This is a genomic window from Microbacterium sp. AC026, assembly GCF_979258475.1.
Genome location: NZ_OZ409857.1, coordinates 2,268,503 through 2,287,820 on the forward strand (window position 1 = coordinate 2,268,503; position 19,318 = coordinate 2,287,820).

The window sequence follows — 19,318 nt, forward strand, 5'->3', positions numbered from 1 at the left end:
ACCCCCGAGATCAGGAACCCTTCGCGGGCCCGAACAGCTCGTCGCCGTGCTCGTGCAGCAGGCGATAGGCGTCGGCGAACGTCTCGGGCTCCGGCTCACCCGGCTTGCCGTACTTGGCGAGGAGCAGCCCGAGCAGGCCGCGGGCGGGTGGGGTGAGCGGCTTCATCTGGTCGGCCTCACCGGGCTTCGGCTCGCGCTGCTCGGGATTCGGCGGCGTGTAGGCGGGCGTGGTCACGGGCCAGTCGGCCGGATGCCGGGGTGCGTCGAGGTTCACAGCGGTGAACAGTGCGTTCGCCGACTGGTCGCGGTCGTTGAGCGGCTTCAATCCGTGCAGCCGCGAGAGGGTGGCCGTGACGGATCCGTGGTGCATCTCGTCGTGGACGATCGTGCCGCGCTTCGTATAGGCCGACACGGCGATCGCGGGCACTCGGCATCCGAGTCGATCGAACGTGAAGCCCATCTCACCCGCCCCGGTGTCTTTCGTGGGCTTCGTCGCCGCGGGCGGAGGCACGTGGTCGTAGCATCCGCCGTGCTCGTCGAACGTGATGAGCAGCAGGGTGTTGACGGCGTTCGACCCCTGCGGCGACGCACTCGTGCGCACCGCCTCGTAGATGTCGTGGATCAGCCGATCGCCGGCCCGGACGTCCGAGATGGCGCTGTCGTAGACCGCTTCGCCGTCGACCTCGCTCTCACGGGGCGACCCGAACGGCGGGTGGAAGTCGTTGTGGTCGTAGACCATGCGCGGCTCGATGAACGCATACGCCGGAAGGGTGCCGTTCTTCGCATCGGCGTAGAAGTCCTCCATCGTGCCGAAGTGCTCGGTGCGCCAGTACTTCTCCAGCACGGCAGCGTGCAGCATCCCGGTGAACGACACCAGCTGGAGCTTGTCGATGTAGATCTTCCAGCTGACCTTCTCGTCTTCCAGACGGTTGAACACCGTCGGGGCCGCGGGCGCATCGAGCCACTTGCGGTACCCGCCGCCGGCCTGGTTCGTGACGAAGCCGTGCGACGTCGACGCGTGGAAGAACGACCGGTTGCAGAACGTCTGCGACGGCACCCCGGCGTACCAGTGGTCGAACACCGCGAACTCCGCTGCGAGGGTCGAGAGCACAGGGAGCATCTCGGGCGAGAAGGACCCCATGATGTGCGCGGCCTCGTCGGGGGCCGGCTCGACGCCCTTGCGCAGACGGCGGAAGTTGATGATGTAGTCCTCGAGGAACCCCGACATCGTCGCCTTCTCGCCGCGGGTGGGTGCGTTGAAGGGGGCCGTCATCTGGTCGACGAACAGGTCGGCGTTGTCCTTCGGGTCGACGGTGCCGAAGATCTGCGTGTTGACGTGGGGGTATTCCTCGCCCGGATCGGGATCGGGCAGGCTCATGATCCGGTCGGTGTCGCCGGTGTAGATGTGCGCCTCGACGACCGTGCCGTCGGATGCCGTGTTGCTGTGCGTCCCGAACGCGAGACCCTCGAACTTCTCGCCTGTCGGAAGCGACTCCTTCGAGTAGAGGTACCCGAGCAGGTTGTCGAACGAGCGGTTCTCACCCATCACCACGACGAGATGATCGAATCCGGGTTCGCTGCGGGGAGTCAGTGCGGCGAACGGATCAGGTTCAGTGGCGAAACCCTTCCGCTGGTTCGCGACGTTCGCGCCGATCGCAGCGCCAGCCGCGCCACCGACCACGACGCCGGCCAGTGCGGCGCCGCCCATCTTGAGGAACCCGCGCCGGGACGTGTCAGGCGCTGAGGGGGACTCGTTCGCTTCTGCGGCCACGTGCCGATCCTAGGACTCGGGCGATGCCGAGCACGAGAGCGGGGACTGTGAGGCGATTCGACGCCGGTAGCGTGGGGGCATGAGCTACGCAGGTGAGTCGTCGATCGAGGCGCGCGTCCGTGCCGTGAACGCCGATTTCGGCCGCCGTCAGACGCGGCTGTTCGTGACATTCGCGCTGATCGAGGGGCCGGTGCTGCTTCTGCTCGTTGTCGCGATCTACGGCTTCGAGCTGATCGATCCCGAGATCGGGATCTGGTTCATCGTCGCTGTCGCCGTCGTCGGCGGGTTCCTGTTGAGCACGCTCCTCGTGCGGCTCGTGCAGGCGCGAGTTCGCGCGGTCGCGCAGGCCAAGGGTGAGAACCCGCTGTTCTGACGTCCGCTCGACGGGGACTGCGGCCCGCGGGTGACACCCGTACCCCGGTACGCTGGAACCCATGCTCAACATGGCTGACGGCCTCGCCCGTCTCGGCGCGCTCGCCGAGAATCCGGTCGTCCGCACCCTCGCGGAGGCTTTCGAGAAGGCGGGCTTCGACCTCGCCGTCGTCGGGGGCCCGTGCGCGATGCGCTGCTCGGCAGGCCGACCCACGACCTCGACTTCACGACGAATGCGATGCCGGACGACATCCTGCGCATCGTCAAGCCGATCTCCACGGCCCAGTGGGACATCGGTCGGGCGTTCGGCACGATCGGCGCGCGTGTGCAGGGTGAGCAGGTCGAGGTCACGACCTATCGCGCAGACAGCTACGACGGTGTGACCCGCAAGCCCACCGTCGAGTTCGGCGACACGATCGACGCGGATCTGCACCGACGCGACTTCACCGTCAACGCCATGGCTCTGCTGGTGCCGGCCATCACGCTCGTCGACCCGACCGGGGAGTCGAAGACCTCGTCGCCGGGGTACTGCGCACTCCGGCCGACCCTCAGGTCTCGTTCGGCGATGACCCGCTGCGCATGCTCCGCGCCGCGCGCTTCAGCGCCCAGCTCGGCTTCCGGATCGACGATGACACCGCCGACGCGATCACGCAGCTGCGCGCCACCCTCGAGATCGTGAGTCCCGAGCGCATCCAGTCGGAGCTCGTGCGGCTGATGCAGACGGATGACCCGGTGCGCGGCATCCGCGTGCTGGTCGACACCGGTCTGATGGAGGAGTTCCTGCCAGAGGTGAGTGCGCTGCGACTCGAGGTCGACGAGCATCATCATCACAAGGACGTCTACGAGCACTCCCTCACGGTCCTCCGCCAGGCGATCTCGCTCGAGCACTCGCGTCACCCCGGTGCCGAGCCCGATGTGGCCCTGCGGATCGCGGCGCTGCTGCACGACATCGGCAAGCCCCGCACCCGCAAGCTGGAGGACGGCGGAGTCGTCACCTTCCACCATCACGACGTCGTCGGGGCGCGCATGGCACGCAAGCGCCTGCAGTCGTTGCGCTTCGACACCGACACGACCGAGTCGGTATCGACGCTGATCGAGCTGCATCTGCGGTTCTTCGGATACGCCGAGGGCGCGTGGACGGATGCCGCGGTGCGGCGCTACGTGCGCGACGCCGGCGACCTGCTCGAGCGGCTGCACATCCTCACCCGCGCCGACGTCACGACGCGCAACAAGCGCAAGGCCGGACGACTGGCATCCGCCTACGACGACATCGAATCGCGCATCGCGGCGTTGCGCGAGCAGGAGGAGCTCGACTCCATCCGGCCCGAGCTCGACGGCAACCAGATCCAGAAGATCCTCGGCATCTCGCCCGGTCGTGAGGTCGGCGAGGCCTACAAGTTCCTGCTCGAGCTGCGCCTCGACGAAGGCGTCATCGGAGCGGATGCCGCCGAGCAGCGGCTCCGTGAATGGTGGGCAGCCCGGGTCTGAGCCGATCGAGCCGCATCGACAGCGATGCGGCGGTCGGGCGCGGGCGTCCCCATGAGGGGTCCCCCAGACGACTCGTCACTCCTCCGGTTCGTCGACCTCGGCGGCCTGTGCGAAAGCCTGCACCCGGAACGCGTGACCGGAATATCGCGGGTACCGCCGACGGCATCCGGCTCCTACACTGAGGTAACGCTCCACCATCGACGATCGGAGACGCCCGTGGTCGCGTCGTGGCAGGTGTCACGTGAAGGGCCGCCTGAGGCCTCTCGTCTTCTGATCGAGCGTGCACACGAAGAGCTCATCGCCGGCAATCTCGATGACAAGCGCCTGCAGGAGGTGCGACCTCTCGTCCGCGAATCGTGGGTGCGATCCTGGCGAGGGCGCGTCGGCCCCGAAGGGGCCCCGCAGATCGAACTCGTGAGCGAAGAGCTCGAGGCCTATCGACTCGCGCATCCGCTCGCGTCCGCGATGGACATGATCCGAGCCCTGCTGCTGCCGGGAACCGAGGGGGACTCCGGTGTCGTCGTCGCCGTCGGAGATCAGGCCGGACGGCTGCTGTGGATCGAAGGCGATCGCAAGCTGCAATCGCTCACCGAGGGCATGGGCTTCGTGGCCGGCGCGAACTGGGCCGAGGACGCCGTCGGCACGACAGCTCCTGGCACAGCGCTGGCGCTCGGACAGTCGGTGCAGATCCGCGGTGCTGAGCACTACAACAGGCTGGTGCATCCGTGGTCGTGCACGGCGGCTCCGGTGCGAGACCCCGAGACGCGGCGTGTCCTCGGGGTCATCGACATCACCGGAGGAGACGAGGTCGTCTCGATGCAGGCCAGGCTGCTGGTCGATGCGACAGCGCGCGCGGTCGAGTCGGAGTTGCTCGTGTCGAGACTGCGGGCCCGCAGCGAGTCGCATCGTCCGATCACCATCTCCTCGCGAGCCAAGCCCACGACCCGGGCGACGCTGCACGTCCTGGGACGCGATCGCGCCCGCCTCGAGACCGAGACAGAACTCGAGGAATCCGTGATCGAGCTCAGCGCTCGTCATGCCGCGATCCTCCTGATGCTTGCCGTGCATCGCCAGGGGCTGTCGGCCGAGAGACTCAGCGAACTCGTCTACGGACCAGACGCGTCGGCCGACACGCTGCGGCCGGAGATGGTACGTCTGCGCAAGGTGCTCGAGAAGCACGCCCCCAGCCTCGTCCCCGAGTCGCGGCCGTATCGACTGCCGGTGGTGCTCGAGACGGACGCGCACGACGTCCTCTCGCTGCTCGACCGAGGTGCCCATCGGGTCGCCCTCACCGCATACCGAGGTCCGGTCCTTCCCGAATCCACATCGCCGGGAGTCGAGGAGTTCCGCGAGTCCGTCAGAGCGGCGCTGCGCGAGACGATGCTGTCGGAGGCAAGCCTCGACGTCCTCCTGGAGTACGCCGAGATCCCGGAGGGACAGAGCGATGCCGCGGCCCTGCGCCTCGCACTGGAGATGCTTCCGGCGCGCTCGCCGAAGCGCGCCGGGCTCGTCGCCCGCATCGAACGCATCGAGGAGAGCTGAACCGTCCGGTCTGTCTCGGACATCTGCCGACGGCGTGCAACCATCCGCAACGTTGCGCATCGGGGCGCAACCTCTGCCGACCTACCTTCGAGACACAGCCCGCAGCACCGACGCCGCGGCCCGTCGAAGGAGTCCCGATGACCATCGTCGAAGAAGACGTGTCCACCGCCTACGCCGCTCCCGGTCAGCCGGGCGCCCTCGCTACCTACCGTCCGCGGTACGGCCATTACATCGGCGGAGAGTTCGTGGATCCCGTCAAGGGCCAGTTCTTCGACAACGTGAGCCCCGTCAACGGCAAGCCCTTCACCGAGGTGGGCCGCGGCACCGTCGAGGACATCGACCGCGCGGTCGACGTCGCCTGGAAGGCCTTCGCCAGCTGGGGCAAGACCAGCCCGGCGGAGCGCTCCGTGATCCTCAACAGGATCGCCGACCGCATCGAACAGCATCTCGAGGAGATCGCCGTCGCCGAGACCTGGGAGAACGGGAAGCCCGTGCGCGAGACGCTCGCCGCCGACATCCCACTCGCCGTCGATCACTTCCGCTATTTCGCCGGAGTGCTCCGGGCGCAGGAGGGCGGCATCAGCCAGCTCGACGAGAACACCGTCGCGTATCACTTCCACGAGCCGCTCGGCGTGGTCGGACAGATCATCCCGTGGAACTTCCCGATCCTCATGGCCGTGTGGAAACTCGCGCCGGCGCTCGCCGCAGGCAACTGCGTCGTCATCAAGCCGGCCGAGCAGACGCCGGCATCCCTGCTGTTCCTCTTCGACATCATCGGCGATCTGCTGCCCGCGGGGGTCGTGAACATCGTGAACGGCTTCGGCATCGAGGCGGGTGCACCGCTCGCGCAGCACAAGCGCATCCGCAAGGTCGCGTTCACAGGTGAGACCACGACGGGGCGTCTGATCATGCAGTACGCGTCGCAGAACCTCATTCCGGTCACCCTGGAGCTGGGAGGCAAGAGCCCGAACGTGTTCTTCGAGGACGTCGCCCGCGACACCGCCGACCCGTTCTACGACAAGGCGCTCGAGGGCTTCACGATGTTCGCTCTCAACCAGGGAGAGGTCTGCACCTGCCCGTCGCGGGCGCTCATCCAGCGCTCGATCTACGACGGCTTCCTCGCTGACGGCCTCGAACGCGTCGGCAGGGTCGTGCAGGGCAACCCGCTGGATCCGGCCACGATGATCGGAGCGCAGGCATCGAACGATCAGTTGGAGAAGATCCTCAGCTACATCGACATCGGCAAGCAGGGAGGCGCGCGACTGCTCACGGGTGGCGACCGCGTCGATCTCGGCGGCGACCTCAGCGAAGGCTTCTACGTTGCGCCGACCGTGTTCGAGGGCACGAACGACATGCGCATCTTCCAGGAGGAGATCTTCGGCCCGGTGCTCTCGGTCACCTCGTTCGATGACTTCGACGATGCGATCTCGATCGCGAACGACACCCTCTACGGACTGGGTGCGGGAGTGTGGAGCCGCAGCGGCGACACGGCCTATCGCGCGGGACGGGCGATCGAGGCCGGTCGTGTCTGGACGAACACCTACCACCAGTACCCGGCGCATGCGGCGTTCGGCGGGTACAAGCAGTCGGGCGTCGGTCGCGAGAACCACAAGATGATGCTCGACCACTATCAGCAGACCAAGAATCTCCTGGTCTCGTATGCAGAAGGCCCGATGGGCTTCTTCTGAGCTCGACCTCCGGGCGGGCGCTGCACCGGCAGCGCCCGCCCGGAACCACCTGCAGGAAGGCTCGGACAATGGTCAGCATCGGCACCTATCAGCGGGTCGACGTGACGGATGCCGCGGCATCCCTCATCCGCGATCTCACCGTGCAGCACGGACCCCTGATGTTCCATCAGTCGGGAGGATGCTGCGACGGCTCGTCACCCATGTGCTACCCGGTCGGCATGTTCATCACCGGGCCGAGCGATGTGCTGCTCGGCACCCTCGATGTGGGGCTCGACTCCCCGGTCGAGGTCTTCATGTCGGAATCGCAGTTCGAGTACTGGAAGTACACCCACCTCACGATCGACGTCGTGCCGGGCCGCGGTGCCGGCTTCTCGGTCGAGGGTCCCACTGGAATGCGGTTCCTGATCCGCTCGCGGATGCTGAACGACGCGGAGTTGGAGTACTTCGGGCTCGCGCATTCGGGGAGCTGAGGGAAATGTGGCCAGAAGTATGCCTCTGTTGGCAGCGCATCGGACTAGAAAGGCGAGATGCAGCGCGTATACAGGAGTGAGTTGAAGGACTGCGTATCGCCTCTCGTCGACTTTTGGTTGTCGCAGCCAGGCATCGGTCAGGATATTGAAGACGCACGAAGGCAGTCAGCGGCCGGTGAGTTGCGCACGACTGAGGAGACGATGAAGCGATACGGATTTCAGCCCCGGTGAGTGGAGTCGATTTCGCGGATCCATCCGGGCGAAACCGCGACAGGCTGCCGGAGCAACCAGCCAAAGCATGGCCGGGATGCCGTGAGTTCTACCGTGGCCGCCCTCGCGCCTGGTTACCATGGGCCGATGTGGTGGACGGATGAGGAGTGGGCCGAACTCGTGGACCCGGAGGTCTGCGGTATGTGTGCCGACGCACATCTGCCGGAGAACGAGCACAGCATCCTGGTGGCCTCGACCGAGATGACTCACGTCCGATTGGTACGAAACCAGGCGCATCCCGGCTACACCGTCGTGATCCTCCGTGAGCATCTCACTGACCTCGGTCAGCTGGATGCCGGTCAGCTCAGCGCGTTCTGGCGCGACGTCCAACGAGCGGGCCGATCCATCGACAAGGCATTCGACCCGCGGAAGATCAACTACCTGGTGATGGGACATCGGGCCCCGCATCTCCACTGCCATGTGTTCCCGCAGCATCTGGCGGATGACCCGCTTCAGAACGTGGACATCTCCGATGGACCTGTGCAACTCCCTGACTCGGACATGACCCATTCTGTGGTCGCACTCCGAGAGGCCTGGCACGCGTCAGCCTGACACCACGGAGTCGTCTGCGGCCACCCTGCTAGACGAAGTCGGCTGGCCGCGACTCAGCGGGGAGTCGCGGAACCGCGTCGACCAGCGCCCGGGTGTACGGGTCCTGCGGTGCGTGCAGCACGGATGCGGTGGCGCCCTGTTCGACGACGCGGCCGTTCTGCAGCACCACGGTGCGGTCGCAGGCTGACGCGATCGCGGTGAGATCGTGCGACACCATCACGAGCGACAGGCCGTTCTCTCGACGCAGGCGGTCGAGCAGCTCGAGCACCTGCACGCGCGTCGTCACGTCGAGGGCGCTCACCGGCTCATCGGCGAGCAGCACGCGCGGGCGCGAGACCACGGCTCGGGCGATCGCGATGCGCTGACGCTGGCCGCCCGAGAACTCGTGCGGGTATCGGCGGGCGGTGTCGGCGGGAAGCCCGACCGACTCGAGGGCCTCGGCGATGCGGCGCTGCGCGTCGGCGCCGGAGGCGAGGCCGAGTGAACGCAGGGGCTCGCCGATGATGCGGTCGATGCGCTGACGGGGGTCGAGCGACGAGTACGGATCCTGGAACACCGGCTGCACGCTCGCGCGGAAGCGGCGCATCTGCGCACGGTCGCGCAGCGACAGGGGAGCACCGTCGAAGAGCACCTGTCCATCGCGTGGTGCCGAGAGCCCGAGCATCAGCCGCAGGATCGTCGACTTGCCCGCACCCGACTCGCCCACGAGGCCGAGCGAGTCTCCCTCGTCGAGGCTCAGCGAGACGTCGTCGAGCACCCGGCGCGATCCGTAGGCGAAGCCGGCACCGCGCAGTTCGAGGAGGCTCATGCGTCAGCCTCCTTCGCATCGAGGAACGCATCGAGCGCGCGAGCGCTGTCGACCAGCATCCGCGTGTACGGCTCCGCGGGGCGCCGCAGCACCTCGGCGACCGCCCCCTCCTCGACCACCAGACCGTCGCGCAGCACGACGATGCGGTCGACCATGCGAGACACGACGGCGAGGTCGTGGCTGATGAACAGCAACGCCATGCCGCGTTCGGCGACGAGTCGCTCGAGCAGCGTGAGCACGGCATCCTGCACGGTCACGTCGAGCGCGGTGGTGGGTTCGTCTGCGATGAGCAGCTGTGGCCGGGCGGCCAAGGCGATGGCGATCGCCACACGCTGGCGCTGACCGCCGGACAGCTCGTGCGGGTACGCGCGCGCGAATCGCGGCTCCGACAGCGACACCTCATCGAGCGCCGCCGTGACGGCCGACCCCAGTTCCGCGCCGCGCAAACCGAGATGACGACGCAGCGGCTCGGCGATCTGGCGACCGACCCTCATCAGAGGGTCGAGCGCCGTGAGCGGCTCCTGGAACACGATCTGGGCGACCGGTCCGCGCAACGGCCTCAGGTCGGCATCCTGCGCACCGACGACCTGGTGCCCGTCGAGCAGCACCGACCCGGACGAGACGAGAGAATCCGGCAGCAGGCCGGTGACCGCGAGCGAGGTGAGCGACTTGCCCGACCCGGACTCGCCGATCAGCCCCAGGCGTTCGCCGGGCTGCAGCGAGAACGAGACATCGCGCACGAGAGCCCCGGATCTGGAGTGAACGGTGAGCCCTGCGACCTCGAGAATGCTCATCGGCTCCTCCTGCGGGTCGGGTCGGCGAGATCGCGCAGGCCGTCGGCGAGGAAGTTGACCCCGAGCACGAGGGCGATGATCGCGATGCCGGGGGCGATAGCGCCGACGGGAGCGGTGAGCACGGTGCCCTGCGCCTCCTGCAGCATCCGACCCCACGAGGCGTTGGGCGGCGGGGCACCGAGCCCGAGGTACGACAGGCTCGCCTCCGCGAGCACCGCGGCACCGAACTGCAGCGCCAGGCTGACCGCGAGGGTCGGTGCGATGTTGGGGAGCACGTGCTGGAACACGATGCCGAGCACACCCGTGCCGCTGGTGCGTGCGGCGGTGATGTACTGCTCCTGCAGCACGCGGCGCGAGAGGATGCGGGTGAGACGCGCGACGACCGCCGACATCGCCAGTCCGATCGCGAGCACCGCCGACCACAGCGACGCTCCCTGCACCGCGACGACGAGCATCGCGAGCAGCAGCACCGGGAAGGCGATCACGACGTCCAGTCCGGCGGAGAGCGTGTCGTCGACCCATGGCCGCGAGAAGGCGGCGATCAGTCCGACGATCACGCCGAGAACGGCGGCGATCGCGACCGAGCAGATGCCCACGATCAAGGCGATCCTCGCACCCCACATGAGCTGCGAGAGCAGGTCGCGGCCGAGCCGATCGGTGCCGAGCAGGTGCATGGCGCTCGGCCCCTCGAGACGACTACCACTCGTGTCGGCGAGCGGATAGGGGAGCCAGAACAGCGACACCAGCGCGATGAGCACGATGATGCCGGTGAGCACGAGCCCGATCAGCAGGGTCGCCTTCGGCCGCCTCCGCACGGGGACGGATCCGGTGATCAGCTGCTCGGCGACGCGGCTCATCGGTTGCCCGAGACGCTCGTGCGCAGTCGCGGATCGATCAGGCGCTGCACGATGTCGGCGGCGAACCCGACGAGCAGCACGAAGAGCGTGCTGACGACGAGGACGCCCTGGATGACCTGGAAATCATGCTGTTCGATGGCCGACAGCAGCAGACTGCCGAGACCGGGAAGAGTGAAGACGCTCTCGACGACGACCGCGCCGAGCAGCGTGGTGGACAGCTCGATGCCGAGGACCGCGACGACCGGCACCGAGCCGTTGCGCACTCCGTGACGCAGCAGCGCCTCGGACATGCCCGACCCGCCGGCGCGCGCGGTGCGGAGGTAATCGCTGCCGATCACGTCGAGGGTGGCGGAGCGCACGTAACGGCTGAGGGATGCACTCATCACGATCACGATCGTCGTCACCGGCAGCGCGAGAGACCGCAGCGCGTCGGCCGGATCCTCCCAGCCGTCGCGCGGGAATCCGCCGGACGGCAGCAGGCCGAGGCCGAGTGCGAAGATCCAGACGAGCACGACGCCCACCCAGAACACCGGCACGGCAACACCCAGCTGCGCGAATCCCGAGAGCGCGATGCCGTACCAGCGGTCGGACTTCACGGCGGCGGTGATGCCGATCACCAGGGAGACGAGAAGGGCGGCGGTGAACGCGATGAGTGTGAGTGGGAGGGTCACGGCGAGGCGATCGGCGATGTCGGGGCCGACCGGACGCGAGCTCAGGAACGACTCACCGAGGTCGAAGCGCAGGAGCTGACCGGCCCAGGTCGTGAACTGCTGCAGGAGGGGCTGATCCGAGCCGACCTGTGCGCGGGCGGCGGCGATCTGCTCGGGTGTCGCATTCACCGAGAGCAGGGCGTTCGCCGGGTCGCCGGGGAGCAGCCGCAGCAGCACGAAGATCGCGATCATCGCGACGACGAGCGAGACCACGAGGAACGCGAGGCGGCGCAGCAGGTAGGCGAGCATGGCTTCTCAGGATGAAAGAGGGGGATGCCGACACGCGGCATCCCCTCGCGCGTCAGGACTTGACGATGTCGTAGGCGAAGAACTGCGAGTTCAGGCCGTTGACCGGGTAACCGCTGAGGTCGCTCGAGGCGACCACGATCTGCGGGTACAGGTACAACCATACGCTCGCGGCATCCTCGGCGATCTTCTCGTTGACCTGCTTCAGCAGAGCTGTCTGCTCGTCGGTCGTGGCGGCCTGCTCGGCCTCGGCGACCCACTGCTGCACCTGGGCGTCGTCGTAGCCCCAGTAGAAGTCGGGGTTGCCGTACCAGACCACGTCGCGGTCGTTCACGTGCTCCTGCAGGGTGGCCTCGAAGTCCTGCTCCTTGAAGACCTTCGTGTACCACTCGTCGGCGCTGATCGTGTTGATCTCGACCGTGATGCCGACCTCGGCGAGCTGCGACTGCAGGAACTCCGCGACGGCGGGGTGCGGGTCGTAGCTCGGGGTGTCGAGCGTGAAGGTGAAGCCGTCCGCGTAGCCGGCCTGCGCGAGCAGATCCTTCGAGAGGTCGACGTCGTACGGGTTCACCTGGGTGAGGTCTTCGTACCAGGGGTCGGTGGGCGGCACCATGGATCCGATGAGCGTGCCGTAGTCGCCCCAGATCGACTCGAGCAGCTTCTGGGTGTCGATGGCCGAGTAGATCGCCTTGCGCACGAGGGCGTTGTCGAACGGGGCGACCCGGTCGTTGAAGGCGAGCAGCTCCTTGGTCGTCGAGGTGCCCTCGCTGATGACGTAGTCGTCGCTGTCGAACTGCGCGAGCGAGTCCGGGCTCTGCACGCTGGTGATCACGTCGATCTCGCCGGTGGCCAGAGCGTTGTTCTCAGCGGTCGCGTCGGTGAAGTACGTGTAGACGACCTCGCCGTTCTTGGCGGGCTCGCCCCAGTAGTCGTCCCAGCGCTCGAGGGTCAGGGTCGAGCCCTTCTTCCACTCGTCGAGCGTGTAGGGGCCGGTGCCGTCTTCCGTGCCGGTGATGTCACCGGCCTCGTCGTTGACGATCCAGACGTAGCTGAGGTTGTAGAGGAACGAGATCGACCGCTGCGACAGCGTGAAGACGACGGTCTGGTCATCGGGCGTCGCGATGTCGGCGATGGTCGTGAAGCTCGACTTGCGCGCCGACACGGAGTCCTCGGCGGTGACGGCCTCGATGCTCGACTTCACGTCGGCGGACGTGAGCGGGTCACCCGAGTGGAACGTCACATCGTCGCGCAGAGTGATCGTGTAGGTCAGGCCGTCATCCGACACCTGGGCGTCTTCGGCGAGAAGCGGCTCGACCTCTCCGTCGTCGGTCAGGCGATAGAGGCCCTCGTAGACGTTGCCGGTCAGTGCCTCGGTCACACCCTGGCCGCCGCCCTGCGTGTTGCTCAGGTTGGTGGGCTCGTACAGCGACCCGATGAAGATGGTGGCGTCTTCGCTCGCGGCGTCGTCGGTGGCGCCCGACGCGCAGCCGGCCACGAGGGCGAGCGTGGCGACGGCGCCGAGCGCGCCGAGGATGCGGGTTCTTCTCATGAGTGCTCCAGGGTGAGGGTGCGCGGCGTCACGCCGCGTAGATGTCGAAGCCGTCGCGGAAGACGACGTTCTTCTCGCCTGCTCGGATAGGCAGGGGGAAGCGGTTGGATGCCGGCGGCAGCGGGCAGTTGTACTGGGCGCTGAATCCGCACGGCGGCACGAAGGCGCGGTTGAAGTCGAGCACCACGGTGCCCTCGTCGTCACGGAGCTCTACGAAGAGGAAGCGGCCGGATCCGTAGGTCTCGGAACCGTTCGTCTCGTCGCCGAAGACGAGCAGCAGCGTGCCGCCGTCGTCGAAGGCCGCAAGGTCGTACGCGCGGCCGTCGAGCACGAAGTGGATGTCGCCGGGGACGACGAGCTCACGCGTGCCGCCGTTGTCGCGGATGTGCTCGAACGACACCCGACGATCGCCGGAGACCGGCGTGAAGTGTCCCTCGAGAACCCATGCCGGGTCGTACTCGTATGTGTCGATGCGGTCGAAGGCGCGGATGGCGGGGGACTCGGCATCCCACACGCGCAGCCCGTGCTCGGCCTCCCCGGTCTCGATGTTCGTGCGCTGGATCGGCGTCACGGTCACCGTGTCGGATGAGGCCTGCCGCTCGGCATCCAGATCGGGAGCCTCGCCCGTCCAGCGGGTCTCGATCAGCGCGAGGTTGCCGGTCGCAGAGGTGACGGAGGCGCGGCGATCGGCCTGCCACTGGGTGTGATCTTCGAGTTCAGACATCACCTTCCATTCTCTTGCATGCAGACGGGGGTGGGGCCGGACGCGTCACTCTGGGTAACGGAGATCACGGTGCGAGGAGGGTATGCACGAATGCGGTGTCGGAAAGGCGCCCCAGACCCTCATTTCGCACGTTTCTGGACCGGATGCAACGTGTTCGGTCGAGTCTCTCGGACGCAATGGAATGCAACGTATACCGGTATACCATTACTCATATACGCGCAGAGTCGTCAGTCCCCAGCTGACCCGCGCGTGGACGGTTCGACCGTCCTGCGGAGGGAGAGTCAGATCTTCTTCTGATCCCGAGGGGGATGGGGTGGGAGCGCTGATCCCCAGTCAGCACCCACCCCCACAACCCACCCTCGGGGGTTCCCTCAGAACGACCTGAACCAGAACCAGATCAGTGCGAAGCCGACGAGGAACACGATCGGCACCCACTGGAAGCTGCGCTTCAGCCGGCGTCCCTCACGCGCGACTCCTGGCGGGGGAGCGAGAAGACCGGCCGGCGGAGCGAAGGGCAGACTCGCGGATGCGCCCACCGGTGCGAGGGCGGGCGACGGAGATGCCGGAGCCGCACTCTCGAGCCGCAGACGCTCATCGCGCCAGCGCTCCCACTGATCGAGCTTCGTCATCAAGGCGCCGACGGCTCCGAACAGCCACGCCCAGGTCGCAGGGTCGAGGGTCGACGCCTTGCGCTGTGTATAGAGGAACATCCAGTCGTCGACGATCTCGACATCGAGCTCGGCGGCATTGTCGATGAACCTGGCCATGATGTCGGGCGTGAACAGATACAGCGCGTCACGCTCGTACCCCTCGGGGCAGTACAGCGTGAAGTACTGATCGAAGTCGCCCTCCAGCGAGAGGCGCTGCTCGCGCTGGAACGACGCGGGCAGATTCGACCCGAAGCCGTTGTTGCCCTTGGCGTCGAGCACGATGTTCGGCAGAGGCACATCGAGCTTGACGGCGACGTAGCCCCAGCGGTGGGTGGTCGAGTTCTTCCCCGACCCGGTCGTGTATCGGTAGTTGCCGAACTCGACGAAGCGAGGCTTCGCGCCTCGCACGAGATCGGTGGCTTCTCGGGAGCGTCCGAGGCCGAACAGCATGCCCGGAAGGGCAGGATCGGCGACCCTGGCCTCGTACGTCATGCCGTTCGCCCGGGCGAATGCGTCGAGGCGGTACCGCGCGATGCGGGATCGGCGCCAGCCGACGGTGGCGATCGTGATCCCGACGACCGCGGCGACGAGGATCCCTATGCCGGCGAACGACGACGACCCTGCGTCGGTGAGCAGCGAGACCATCGTCGCGCCGACGACCGTCATGGCCGCGAGGAACGCGATGCCGAAGATCACCAAGGCGACGATCGTCGTGGCCGAGCCGCCCATCTTGCCCCGCGAGCGCAGCTCGGCGTTGAAGGTGCTGACGGCCCGGGCGTCGACGGGATCGGTGAGCGGGCGGGCGTCGAACGATGCGGCCGGCTGCGGTGCCGTCATCGGTTCACCTCGTCGGAGTCCCACGTGAGTTCGGCGTTCTCGGGGATGGCGAAGACCTCGAGGAGGTCGTCGGCGATGAGGTCGGCGATCAGCTCGGCGGACCCCGCGATGATCGTCGAGTCGTAGTCGACCTCGGTGACGAGCACCCAGGCGTGATCGTCGGGCCACAGGATGCTGGGGCTCTGCGCGGCCGGCGCGAACCCGTGCTCCTCGGACTCGCGATCCCGCCACGGCACGTCGAGCACCCAGTCCCGACGCGCGAACGTGCTCGGCGCACCACGGAACAGCACGTGATCGCGGTCCCGCAGCTGCAGCCGCGGACCCTCCGAGACCTCGCGCGACAGGATGCCCTCCTGCCACGTCGGCTTGCGGAACGCGTTGTTGAGCGGATCGCGGATGCTGCGGTCGAGCATCGCCCGGTGGTTCGGGTCGTCGTCGAACGTGAGGAAGGTGCGCGAGGGGCCGTGTCCGAGGTGACCCAGCAGCCCGCCCGTGCCCTCCCACAGCGCGGCGAATCCGGCATCCGGCGTCGCGGTATGCGCGACGAGATGACCCACGACGGTCGCGAGCATCTCGGGTGAGACGACGCCGTCCATCGGCGCGGTGAACTCGCGCCCGTCGGGGGAGATCCGCGCGTTCCAGTCGGTCTCCGGCGGAGTGCGCACGATCCGCTGCCATTGAGCGAGAGGATGCAGCGTCGTGCCGAAGGCGGCGGCCGTCTGCGCCCATGTCGCCGGTTCATCGATGAACCGATCGAGGAGCGACTGTCGCTCGGCCTCCGGCATCCGGTCGTAGTCGTCGTAGGTCGGCACCGGTCGGTCGGGGAGCGAACGCACGATCGCGGGGTGCAGGATGCGCGCATACGCGGGGAAGCCGTGCGGCACTACGGCGTGCATCGTCGAGTTCCAGGGGTCGTCGAGACGCTCGCGCAGCCAGTCTCCGGCAGAGGTGTCAGGCATCCAGTGCATGCGACCCACGGTACCCGGGCCCTTCCCGTCTCCCGAGGTCTCCGCGGCGATGCGGCACCTCGACCCCGATCGTGTGGTCAGACGAAAGGGCGCGCCGGGGAGCCTCTCTGCGGAATTCGTCTCGCTCCGCGCGCCCGTCCGGCGGCCGGCACAGACGGTTCACGAGGCGAGGTGAGAGTCGCCGCCACCCCCTCCATAATCGGAGGGTGAGCACGACTGCAACCATCCCCTCCCTCGACGGCCGCCGGTTCCTGATGGTCTCGTCGACCACCTCGGCCGTGGATCCCGAATCGCCCAGCGAGTTCGTGTACTGGGAGAAGGACGGGGCGATCTGGGGCGACTACTCCGGTGACACCGTCACCTTCGGGCGCTTCGTCGGCACCCGCACCGGCGACACCATCTGGGTCTCGTTCGTGCACGTGCTCGTCTCCGACGGCACCGTCGTGACCGGAGACGGGGAGAGCCGGCTCGAGCTCACGGATGACGGTCGCATCCGCCTCGTCGAGCACTACGAGATGCACGGACTGCCGCAGCTCAGCGTCTGCGAAGAGCCCGCAGCCGCCTGACGGCTCGTTCCGCCGCGGGTCAGCGTGGCGGGAGCATGTCGCGGCCCGGCGTCGCCGGCGTCCACCGCGTCATGCCCAGCGGCGTGGCCAGGTCGCGCTCGGGCAGGTCGCTCGGCAGCAGGAACGACCGGCGGATGACCTCGTCGAGCACGACCACGCTGACGACCGTGCGCACCTCGGGCAGCTGCGCGATGACACCCGTCGTGAACTCGTGCACGCCGCTCACGTCGACCGCACGGATCAGCAGCATGGCGTCGTGCTCGCCGGTGGTGATGGCGCACCACTCGACATCGGGCATCTCGAGCACGCTCTCGCGGAACGACGCCCAGGCCTGCGGGTGCACGGTGACGAAGACCAGCGCACCGATCGACAGCCCGGCCTTCGACTGGTCGACGCGGGCGCTGAATCCCGTGATCACTCCGTCCTGCATGAGCGTCTCGACGCGGGTGTAGGCGTTGGCCCGCGAGATCCCGACGGTCTCGGCCAGTGCGGCGATCGAGATACGACCGTTATCACGCAGCGTCTCGAGGATTCTGTATCCGATGTCGTCCAGTGGGGCGGCACTTCGTCCAGATTGCCTCGTGGCTTCGTCGCTCTTGGTGGACACAATGCTCCTCACGGGCGGGGTCTTGGACAGACTGTGATGACGTCTGCATTCTTGCTGGACACATAGTCCCATACAATGCGAATCTGATCACCGGTCGTCCACCCGGCGTCGACCGAACCCGATGAAACTCCTCGCCCCTGGAGGCCCATATGTCGTCACGTCGCAGCACGTCCGTCATCGCGATCGGAGCCGTCGCTCTCTTCGCCCTCGCTGGTTGCTCCGGTGGCAACTCGGCGAACAACGGCGGAGAATCCTCCGGTTCCGACTCGCTCGTCATCGACACCGCGTTCTCGATCGAGACCGCCGACCCGGGTCACACCTACGACCCGACCGGCAACATGATCGCCAAGGCGCTCTACGAGACGCTCGTCGACTTCGAGGGCTCGGACGTGTCGACTCCCGTTCCCGGCCTCGCATCGTGGGAGCAGAACGACGAGGCGACCGAGTTCACGTTCACGCTCGAGGGGGACCGCGTCTTCTCCGACGGCTCGCCGATCGAGGCGAAGGACGTCGTCTTCACCCTGCAGCGCATCCAGGGCATGACCGATGCCAAGCCGAACTTCCTCCTGGGCGGTCTGACCATCACCGAGGTCGACGAGAAGACGATCTCGATCACCTCCGAGACGCCGCTGCTGCAGCTGCCCGCGATCCTCGCGAACCCGGCGCTCGGCATCGTCAACTCCGACGTCGTGATCGAGAACGGCGGAACCACCGACGGCACCGACAGCGCGCAGGAGTTCCTCGACGGAACCTCCGCCGGCTCTGGACCGTTCGTGCTCGACACCCTCGACCTCTCGTCGCAGGTCGTGCTGACCAAGAGCGACGAGTACAACGGCGACGAAGAGTCCGAATACGGCCGTGTCGTCGTGCGCAACGTCTCGGAGAGCGCGACGCAGCTCGCGAACCTCAAGGGCGGCGACTCGATGGTCGCGATGGACCTCAACGGCGACCAGGTCTCAGGCCTCGGCGACGGACTGAACGTCGAGTCGGTGCCGTCGGGCCAGACGATCTTCCTGCTGCTCAACCAGTCCGAGGCCGTCGCGGGCGAGCTCGCGAACGTCAAGATCGCCGAGGCGATCCGCTACGCGCTCGACTACGACGCGCTGCTCGAGCTCGCGGGTGCCGGCGCCGTGCAGGCGACCGGAGTGATCCCGCCCGGATTCGAGGGCGCCCTCGACAGCGGTGTGGAGCAGGACCTCGACAAGTCGAAGGCTGCTCTGGCCGAGGCCGGCTACACGGGTCAGACCCTGAAGCTGCAGTTCCCGAACGACTACCCGGTCGGCGGTGTGGAGTTCACCCCGCTCGCCGAGCGCGTCCAGGCTCAGCTCGAGGATGCCGGCATCGCCGTCGAACTCGCGCCTGCCCCCTTCGCCACCGAGCTCGACGCGTACGTCAACGGCACCGAGGGCTTCGGCCTGTGGTTCTGGGGCCCCGACTACGCCGACTCGGCGAACTTCCTTCCGTTCGCTCCCGGTCTGAAGGTCGGCCTGCGTGCCGGCTGGGCGGCTGAGGCGAACCCCGAGATCGCAGGCATCGCAGCCGGTGCTGCCGCCGCTACCGATGAGGCCCAGCGCAGCGAGGCCTTCACCTCCTTCGCCGAGGCGATGCAGACCGAAGGTCCCTTCGTTCCGCTGATCGTCCCCGGTCGCAACATCGCCACGGCGGATACCGTCACCGGCGCCGTGTACAACTCGGTGTGGGAGATGGACATCGCCGAGATCACGCCTGCCGGCTGATCGGAGCTGACTCATGACGACGGTGGCCGTGCGACGGCAAGCACAGCGTCGCAGGTCGCCGCTCGTCGGATACCTGCTGCGCCGGATCGGCACTTCGCTGCTCCTTCTCGTGG

At 67.4% G+C, this 19,318-nt stretch carries 17 protein-coding genes and 1 pseudogene; 8 read left to right on the forward strand and 10 right to left on the reverse strand.

Annotated elements, in window-relative coordinates; translation table 11 throughout:
* Positions 1-10: 10 nt before the first annotated feature.
* Positions 11-1,771 carry an alkaline phosphatase family protein gene (locus ACZZ93_RS11265; protein ID WP_463511121.1) on the reverse strand — a complete coding sequence of 587 codons (1,761 nt, stop codon included), beginning with the start codon at positions 1,769-1,771 and terminating at the stop codon, positions 11-13.
* Positions 1,772-1,850: 79 nt separating this feature from the next.
* On the opposite strand from ACZZ93_RS11265, the gene ACZZ93_RS11270 reads away from it, so the two are divergent.
* The 6 genes and pseudogenes from ACZZ93_RS11270 (at position 1,851) to ACZZ93_RS11295 (ending at position 8,153) form a co-directional block, all read left to right on the forward strand.
* The gene (locus ACZZ93_RS11270; protein WP_053098222.1) at positions 1,851-2,144 is read left to right on the forward strand and encodes a hypothetical protein; all 294 of its coding nucleotides are present in this window, start codon (positions 1,851-1,853) and stop codon (positions 2,142-2,144) included.
* 61 nt (positions 2,145-2,205) lie between these two features.
* Positions 2,206-3,631: pseudogene (locus tag ACZZ93_RS11275) on the forward strand (CCA tRNA nucleotidyltransferase).
* Positions 3,632-3,847: 216 nt separating this feature from the next.
* Positions 3,848-5,173: a sigma-54-dependent transcriptional regulator family protein gene (locus ACZZ93_RS11280; RefSeq protein ID WP_056275638.1), complete on the forward strand. Its 1,326-nt coding sequence runs from the start codon at positions 3,848-3,850 to the stop codon at positions 5,171-5,173.
* Positions 5,174-5,310: 137 nt separating this feature from the next.
* The gene (exaC, locus tag ACZZ93_RS11285) at positions 5,311-6,861 is read left to right on the forward strand and encodes an acetaldehyde dehydrogenase ExaC (protein WP_053098219.1); all 1,551 of its coding nucleotides are present in this window, start codon (positions 5,311-5,313) and stop codon (positions 6,859-6,861) included.
* A 68-nt stretch (positions 6,862-6,929) separates the two neighbouring features.
* Positions 6,930-7,331 (forward strand): DUF779 domain-containing protein, encoded by a 402-nt coding sequence (locus tag ACZZ93_RS11290; RefSeq protein ID WP_463511122.1) that lies wholly within the window; start codon positions 6,930-6,932, stop codon positions 7,329-7,331.
* A gap of 357 nt (positions 7,332-7,688) precedes the next feature.
* On the forward strand, positions 7,689-8,153 hold the full coding sequence (locus ACZZ93_RS11295; RefSeq protein ID WP_463511123.1) for an HIT family protein: 465 nt from the start codon (positions 7,689-7,691) through the stop codon (positions 8,151-8,153).
* Between the two features lie 28 nt (positions 8,154-8,181).
* Here ACZZ93_RS11295 and ACZZ93_RS11300 read toward each other — a convergent pair whose 3' ends face one another.
* The 8 genes from ACZZ93_RS11300 to ACZZ93_RS11335 form a co-directional block, all read right to left on the reverse strand.
* Positions 8,182-8,961, reverse strand: coding sequence for an ABC transporter ATP-binding protein (locus tag ACZZ93_RS11300; protein ID WP_463511124.1), 780 nt, complete (start codon positions 8,959-8,961; stop codon positions 8,182-8,184).
* Positions 8,958-9,755 (reverse strand): ABC transporter ATP-binding protein, encoded by a 798-nt coding sequence (locus tag ACZZ93_RS11305; protein WP_463511125.1) that lies wholly within the window; start codon positions 9,753-9,755, stop codon positions 8,958-8,960. The genes ACZZ93_RS11300 and ACZZ93_RS11305 overlap by 4 nt, the downstream gene beginning before the upstream one ends.
* On the reverse strand, positions 9,752-10,612 hold the full coding sequence (locus ACZZ93_RS11310; RefSeq protein ID WP_056275574.1) for an ABC transporter permease: 861 nt from the start codon (positions 10,610-10,612) through the stop codon (positions 9,752-9,754). The genes ACZZ93_RS11305 and ACZZ93_RS11310 overlap by 4 nt, the downstream gene beginning before the upstream one ends.
* Positions 10,609-11,571, reverse strand: coding sequence for an ABC transporter permease (locus ACZZ93_RS11315; RefSeq protein WP_053098213.1), 963 nt, complete (start codon positions 11,569-11,571; stop codon positions 10,609-10,611). The genes ACZZ93_RS11310 and ACZZ93_RS11315 overlap by 4 nt, the downstream gene beginning before the upstream one ends.
* A 52-nt stretch (positions 11,572-11,623) precedes the next feature.
* Complete coding sequence (locus ACZZ93_RS11320) at positions 11,624-13,117, reverse strand: ABC transporter substrate-binding protein (protein ID WP_187249175.1); 1,494 nt, start codon at positions 13,115-13,117, stop codon at positions 11,624-11,626.
* Between the two features lie 28 nt (positions 13,118-13,145).
* Positions 13,146-13,841 (reverse strand): DUF1684 domain-containing protein, encoded by a 696-nt coding sequence (locus tag ACZZ93_RS11325; protein WP_056275568.1) that lies wholly within the window; start codon positions 13,839-13,841, stop codon positions 13,146-13,148.
* 371 nt (positions 13,842-14,212) lie between these two features.
* Positions 14,213-15,328, reverse strand: a complete 1,116-nt coding sequence (locus ACZZ93_RS11330; RefSeq protein WP_463511126.1) for a hypothetical protein — start codon at positions 15,326-15,328, stop codon at positions 14,213-14,215.
* Complete coding sequence (locus ACZZ93_RS11335; RefSeq protein ID WP_400339317.1) at positions 15,325-16,287, reverse strand: hypothetical protein; 963 nt, start codon at positions 16,285-16,287, stop codon at positions 15,325-15,327. The genes ACZZ93_RS11330 and ACZZ93_RS11335 overlap by 4 nt, the downstream gene beginning before the upstream one ends.
* 215 nt (positions 16,288-16,502) lie before the next feature.
* Between ACZZ93_RS11335 and ACZZ93_RS11340 the strand changes: the two genes are divergently transcribed.
* On the forward strand, positions 16,503-16,862 hold the full coding sequence (locus ACZZ93_RS11340; protein WP_230101268.1) for a hypothetical protein: 360 nt from the start codon (positions 16,503-16,505) through the stop codon (positions 16,860-16,862).
* Positions 16,863-16,881: 19 nt separating this feature from the next.
* On the opposite strand, the gene ACZZ93_RS11345 is transcribed toward ACZZ93_RS11340, so the two are convergent.
* A complete protein-coding gene (locus ACZZ93_RS11345) occupies positions 16,882-17,469 on the reverse strand; it encodes an Lrp/AsnC family transcriptional regulator (protein ID WP_230101269.1) in 588 nt (195 codons plus the stop codon).
* A 149-nt stretch (positions 17,470-17,618) separates the two neighbouring features.
* Here ACZZ93_RS11345 and ACZZ93_RS11350 point away from each other — a divergent pair, with 149 nt between their 5' ends.
* On the forward strand, positions 17,619-19,205 hold the full coding sequence (locus ACZZ93_RS11350; RefSeq protein ID WP_463511127.1) for an ABC transporter substrate-binding protein: 1,587 nt from the start codon (positions 17,619-17,621) through the stop codon (positions 19,203-19,205).
* Positions 19,206-19,318: the final 113 nt, after the last annotated feature.

What these genes read in the sequence shown, in the direction of transcription:
- ACZZ93_RS11330 (WP_463511126.1), bottom strand. Translation starts at nt 15,328, where the DNA reads ATGACGGCACCGCAGCCGGCCGCATCGTTCGACGCCCGCCCGCTCACC.
- ACZZ93_RS11315 (WP_053098213.1), bottom strand. Translation starts at nt 11,571, where the DNA reads ATGCTCGCCTACCTGCTGCGCCGCCTCGCGTTCCTCGTGGTCTCGCTC.
- ACZZ93_RS11320 (WP_187249175.1), bottom strand. Translation starts at nt 13,117, where the DNA reads ATGAGAAGAACCCGCATCCTCGGCGCGCTCGGCGCCGTCGCCACGCTC.
- ACZZ93_RS11325 (WP_056275568.1), bottom strand. Translation starts at nt 13,841, where the DNA reads ATGTCTGAACTCGAAGATCACACCCAGTGGCAGGCCGATCGCCGCGCC.
- ACZZ93_RS11290 (WP_463511122.1), top strand. Translation starts at nt 6,930, where the DNA reads ATGGTCAGCATCGGCACCTATCAGCGGGTCGACGTGACGGATGCCGCG.
- ACZZ93_RS11310 (WP_056275574.1), bottom strand. Translation starts at nt 10,612, where the DNA reads ATGAGCCGCGTCGCCGAGCAGCTGATCACCGGATCCGTCCCCGTGCGG.
- ACZZ93_RS11305 (WP_463511125.1), bottom strand. Translation starts at nt 9,755, where the DNA reads ATGAGCATTCTCGAGGTCGCAGGGCTCACCGTTCACTCCAGATCCGGG.
- ACZZ93_RS11300 (WP_463511124.1), bottom strand. Translation starts at nt 8,961, where the DNA reads ATGAGCCTCCTCGAACTGCGCGGTGCCGGCTTCGCCTACGGATCGCGC.
- ACZZ93_RS11295 (WP_463511123.1), top strand. Translation starts at nt 7,689, where the DNA reads ATGTGGTGGACGGATGAGGAGTGGGCCGAACTCGTGGACCCGGAGGTC.
- ACZZ93_RS11270 (WP_053098222.1), top strand. Translation starts at nt 1,851, where the DNA reads ATGAGCTACGCAGGTGAGTCGTCGATCGAGGCGCGCGTCCGTGCCGTG.
- ACZZ93_RS11350 (WP_463511127.1), top strand. Translation starts at nt 17,619, where the DNA reads ATGTCGTCACGTCGCAGCACGTCCGTCATCGCGATCGGAGCCGTCGCT.
- ACZZ93_RS11335 (WP_400339317.1), bottom strand. Translation starts at nt 16,287, where the DNA reads ATGCCTGACACCTCTGCCGGAGACTGGCTGCGCGAGCGTCTCGACGAC.
- exaC (WP_053098219.1), top strand. Translation starts at nt 5,311, where the DNA reads ATGACCATCGTCGAAGAAGACGTGTCCACCGCCTACGCCGCTCCCGGT.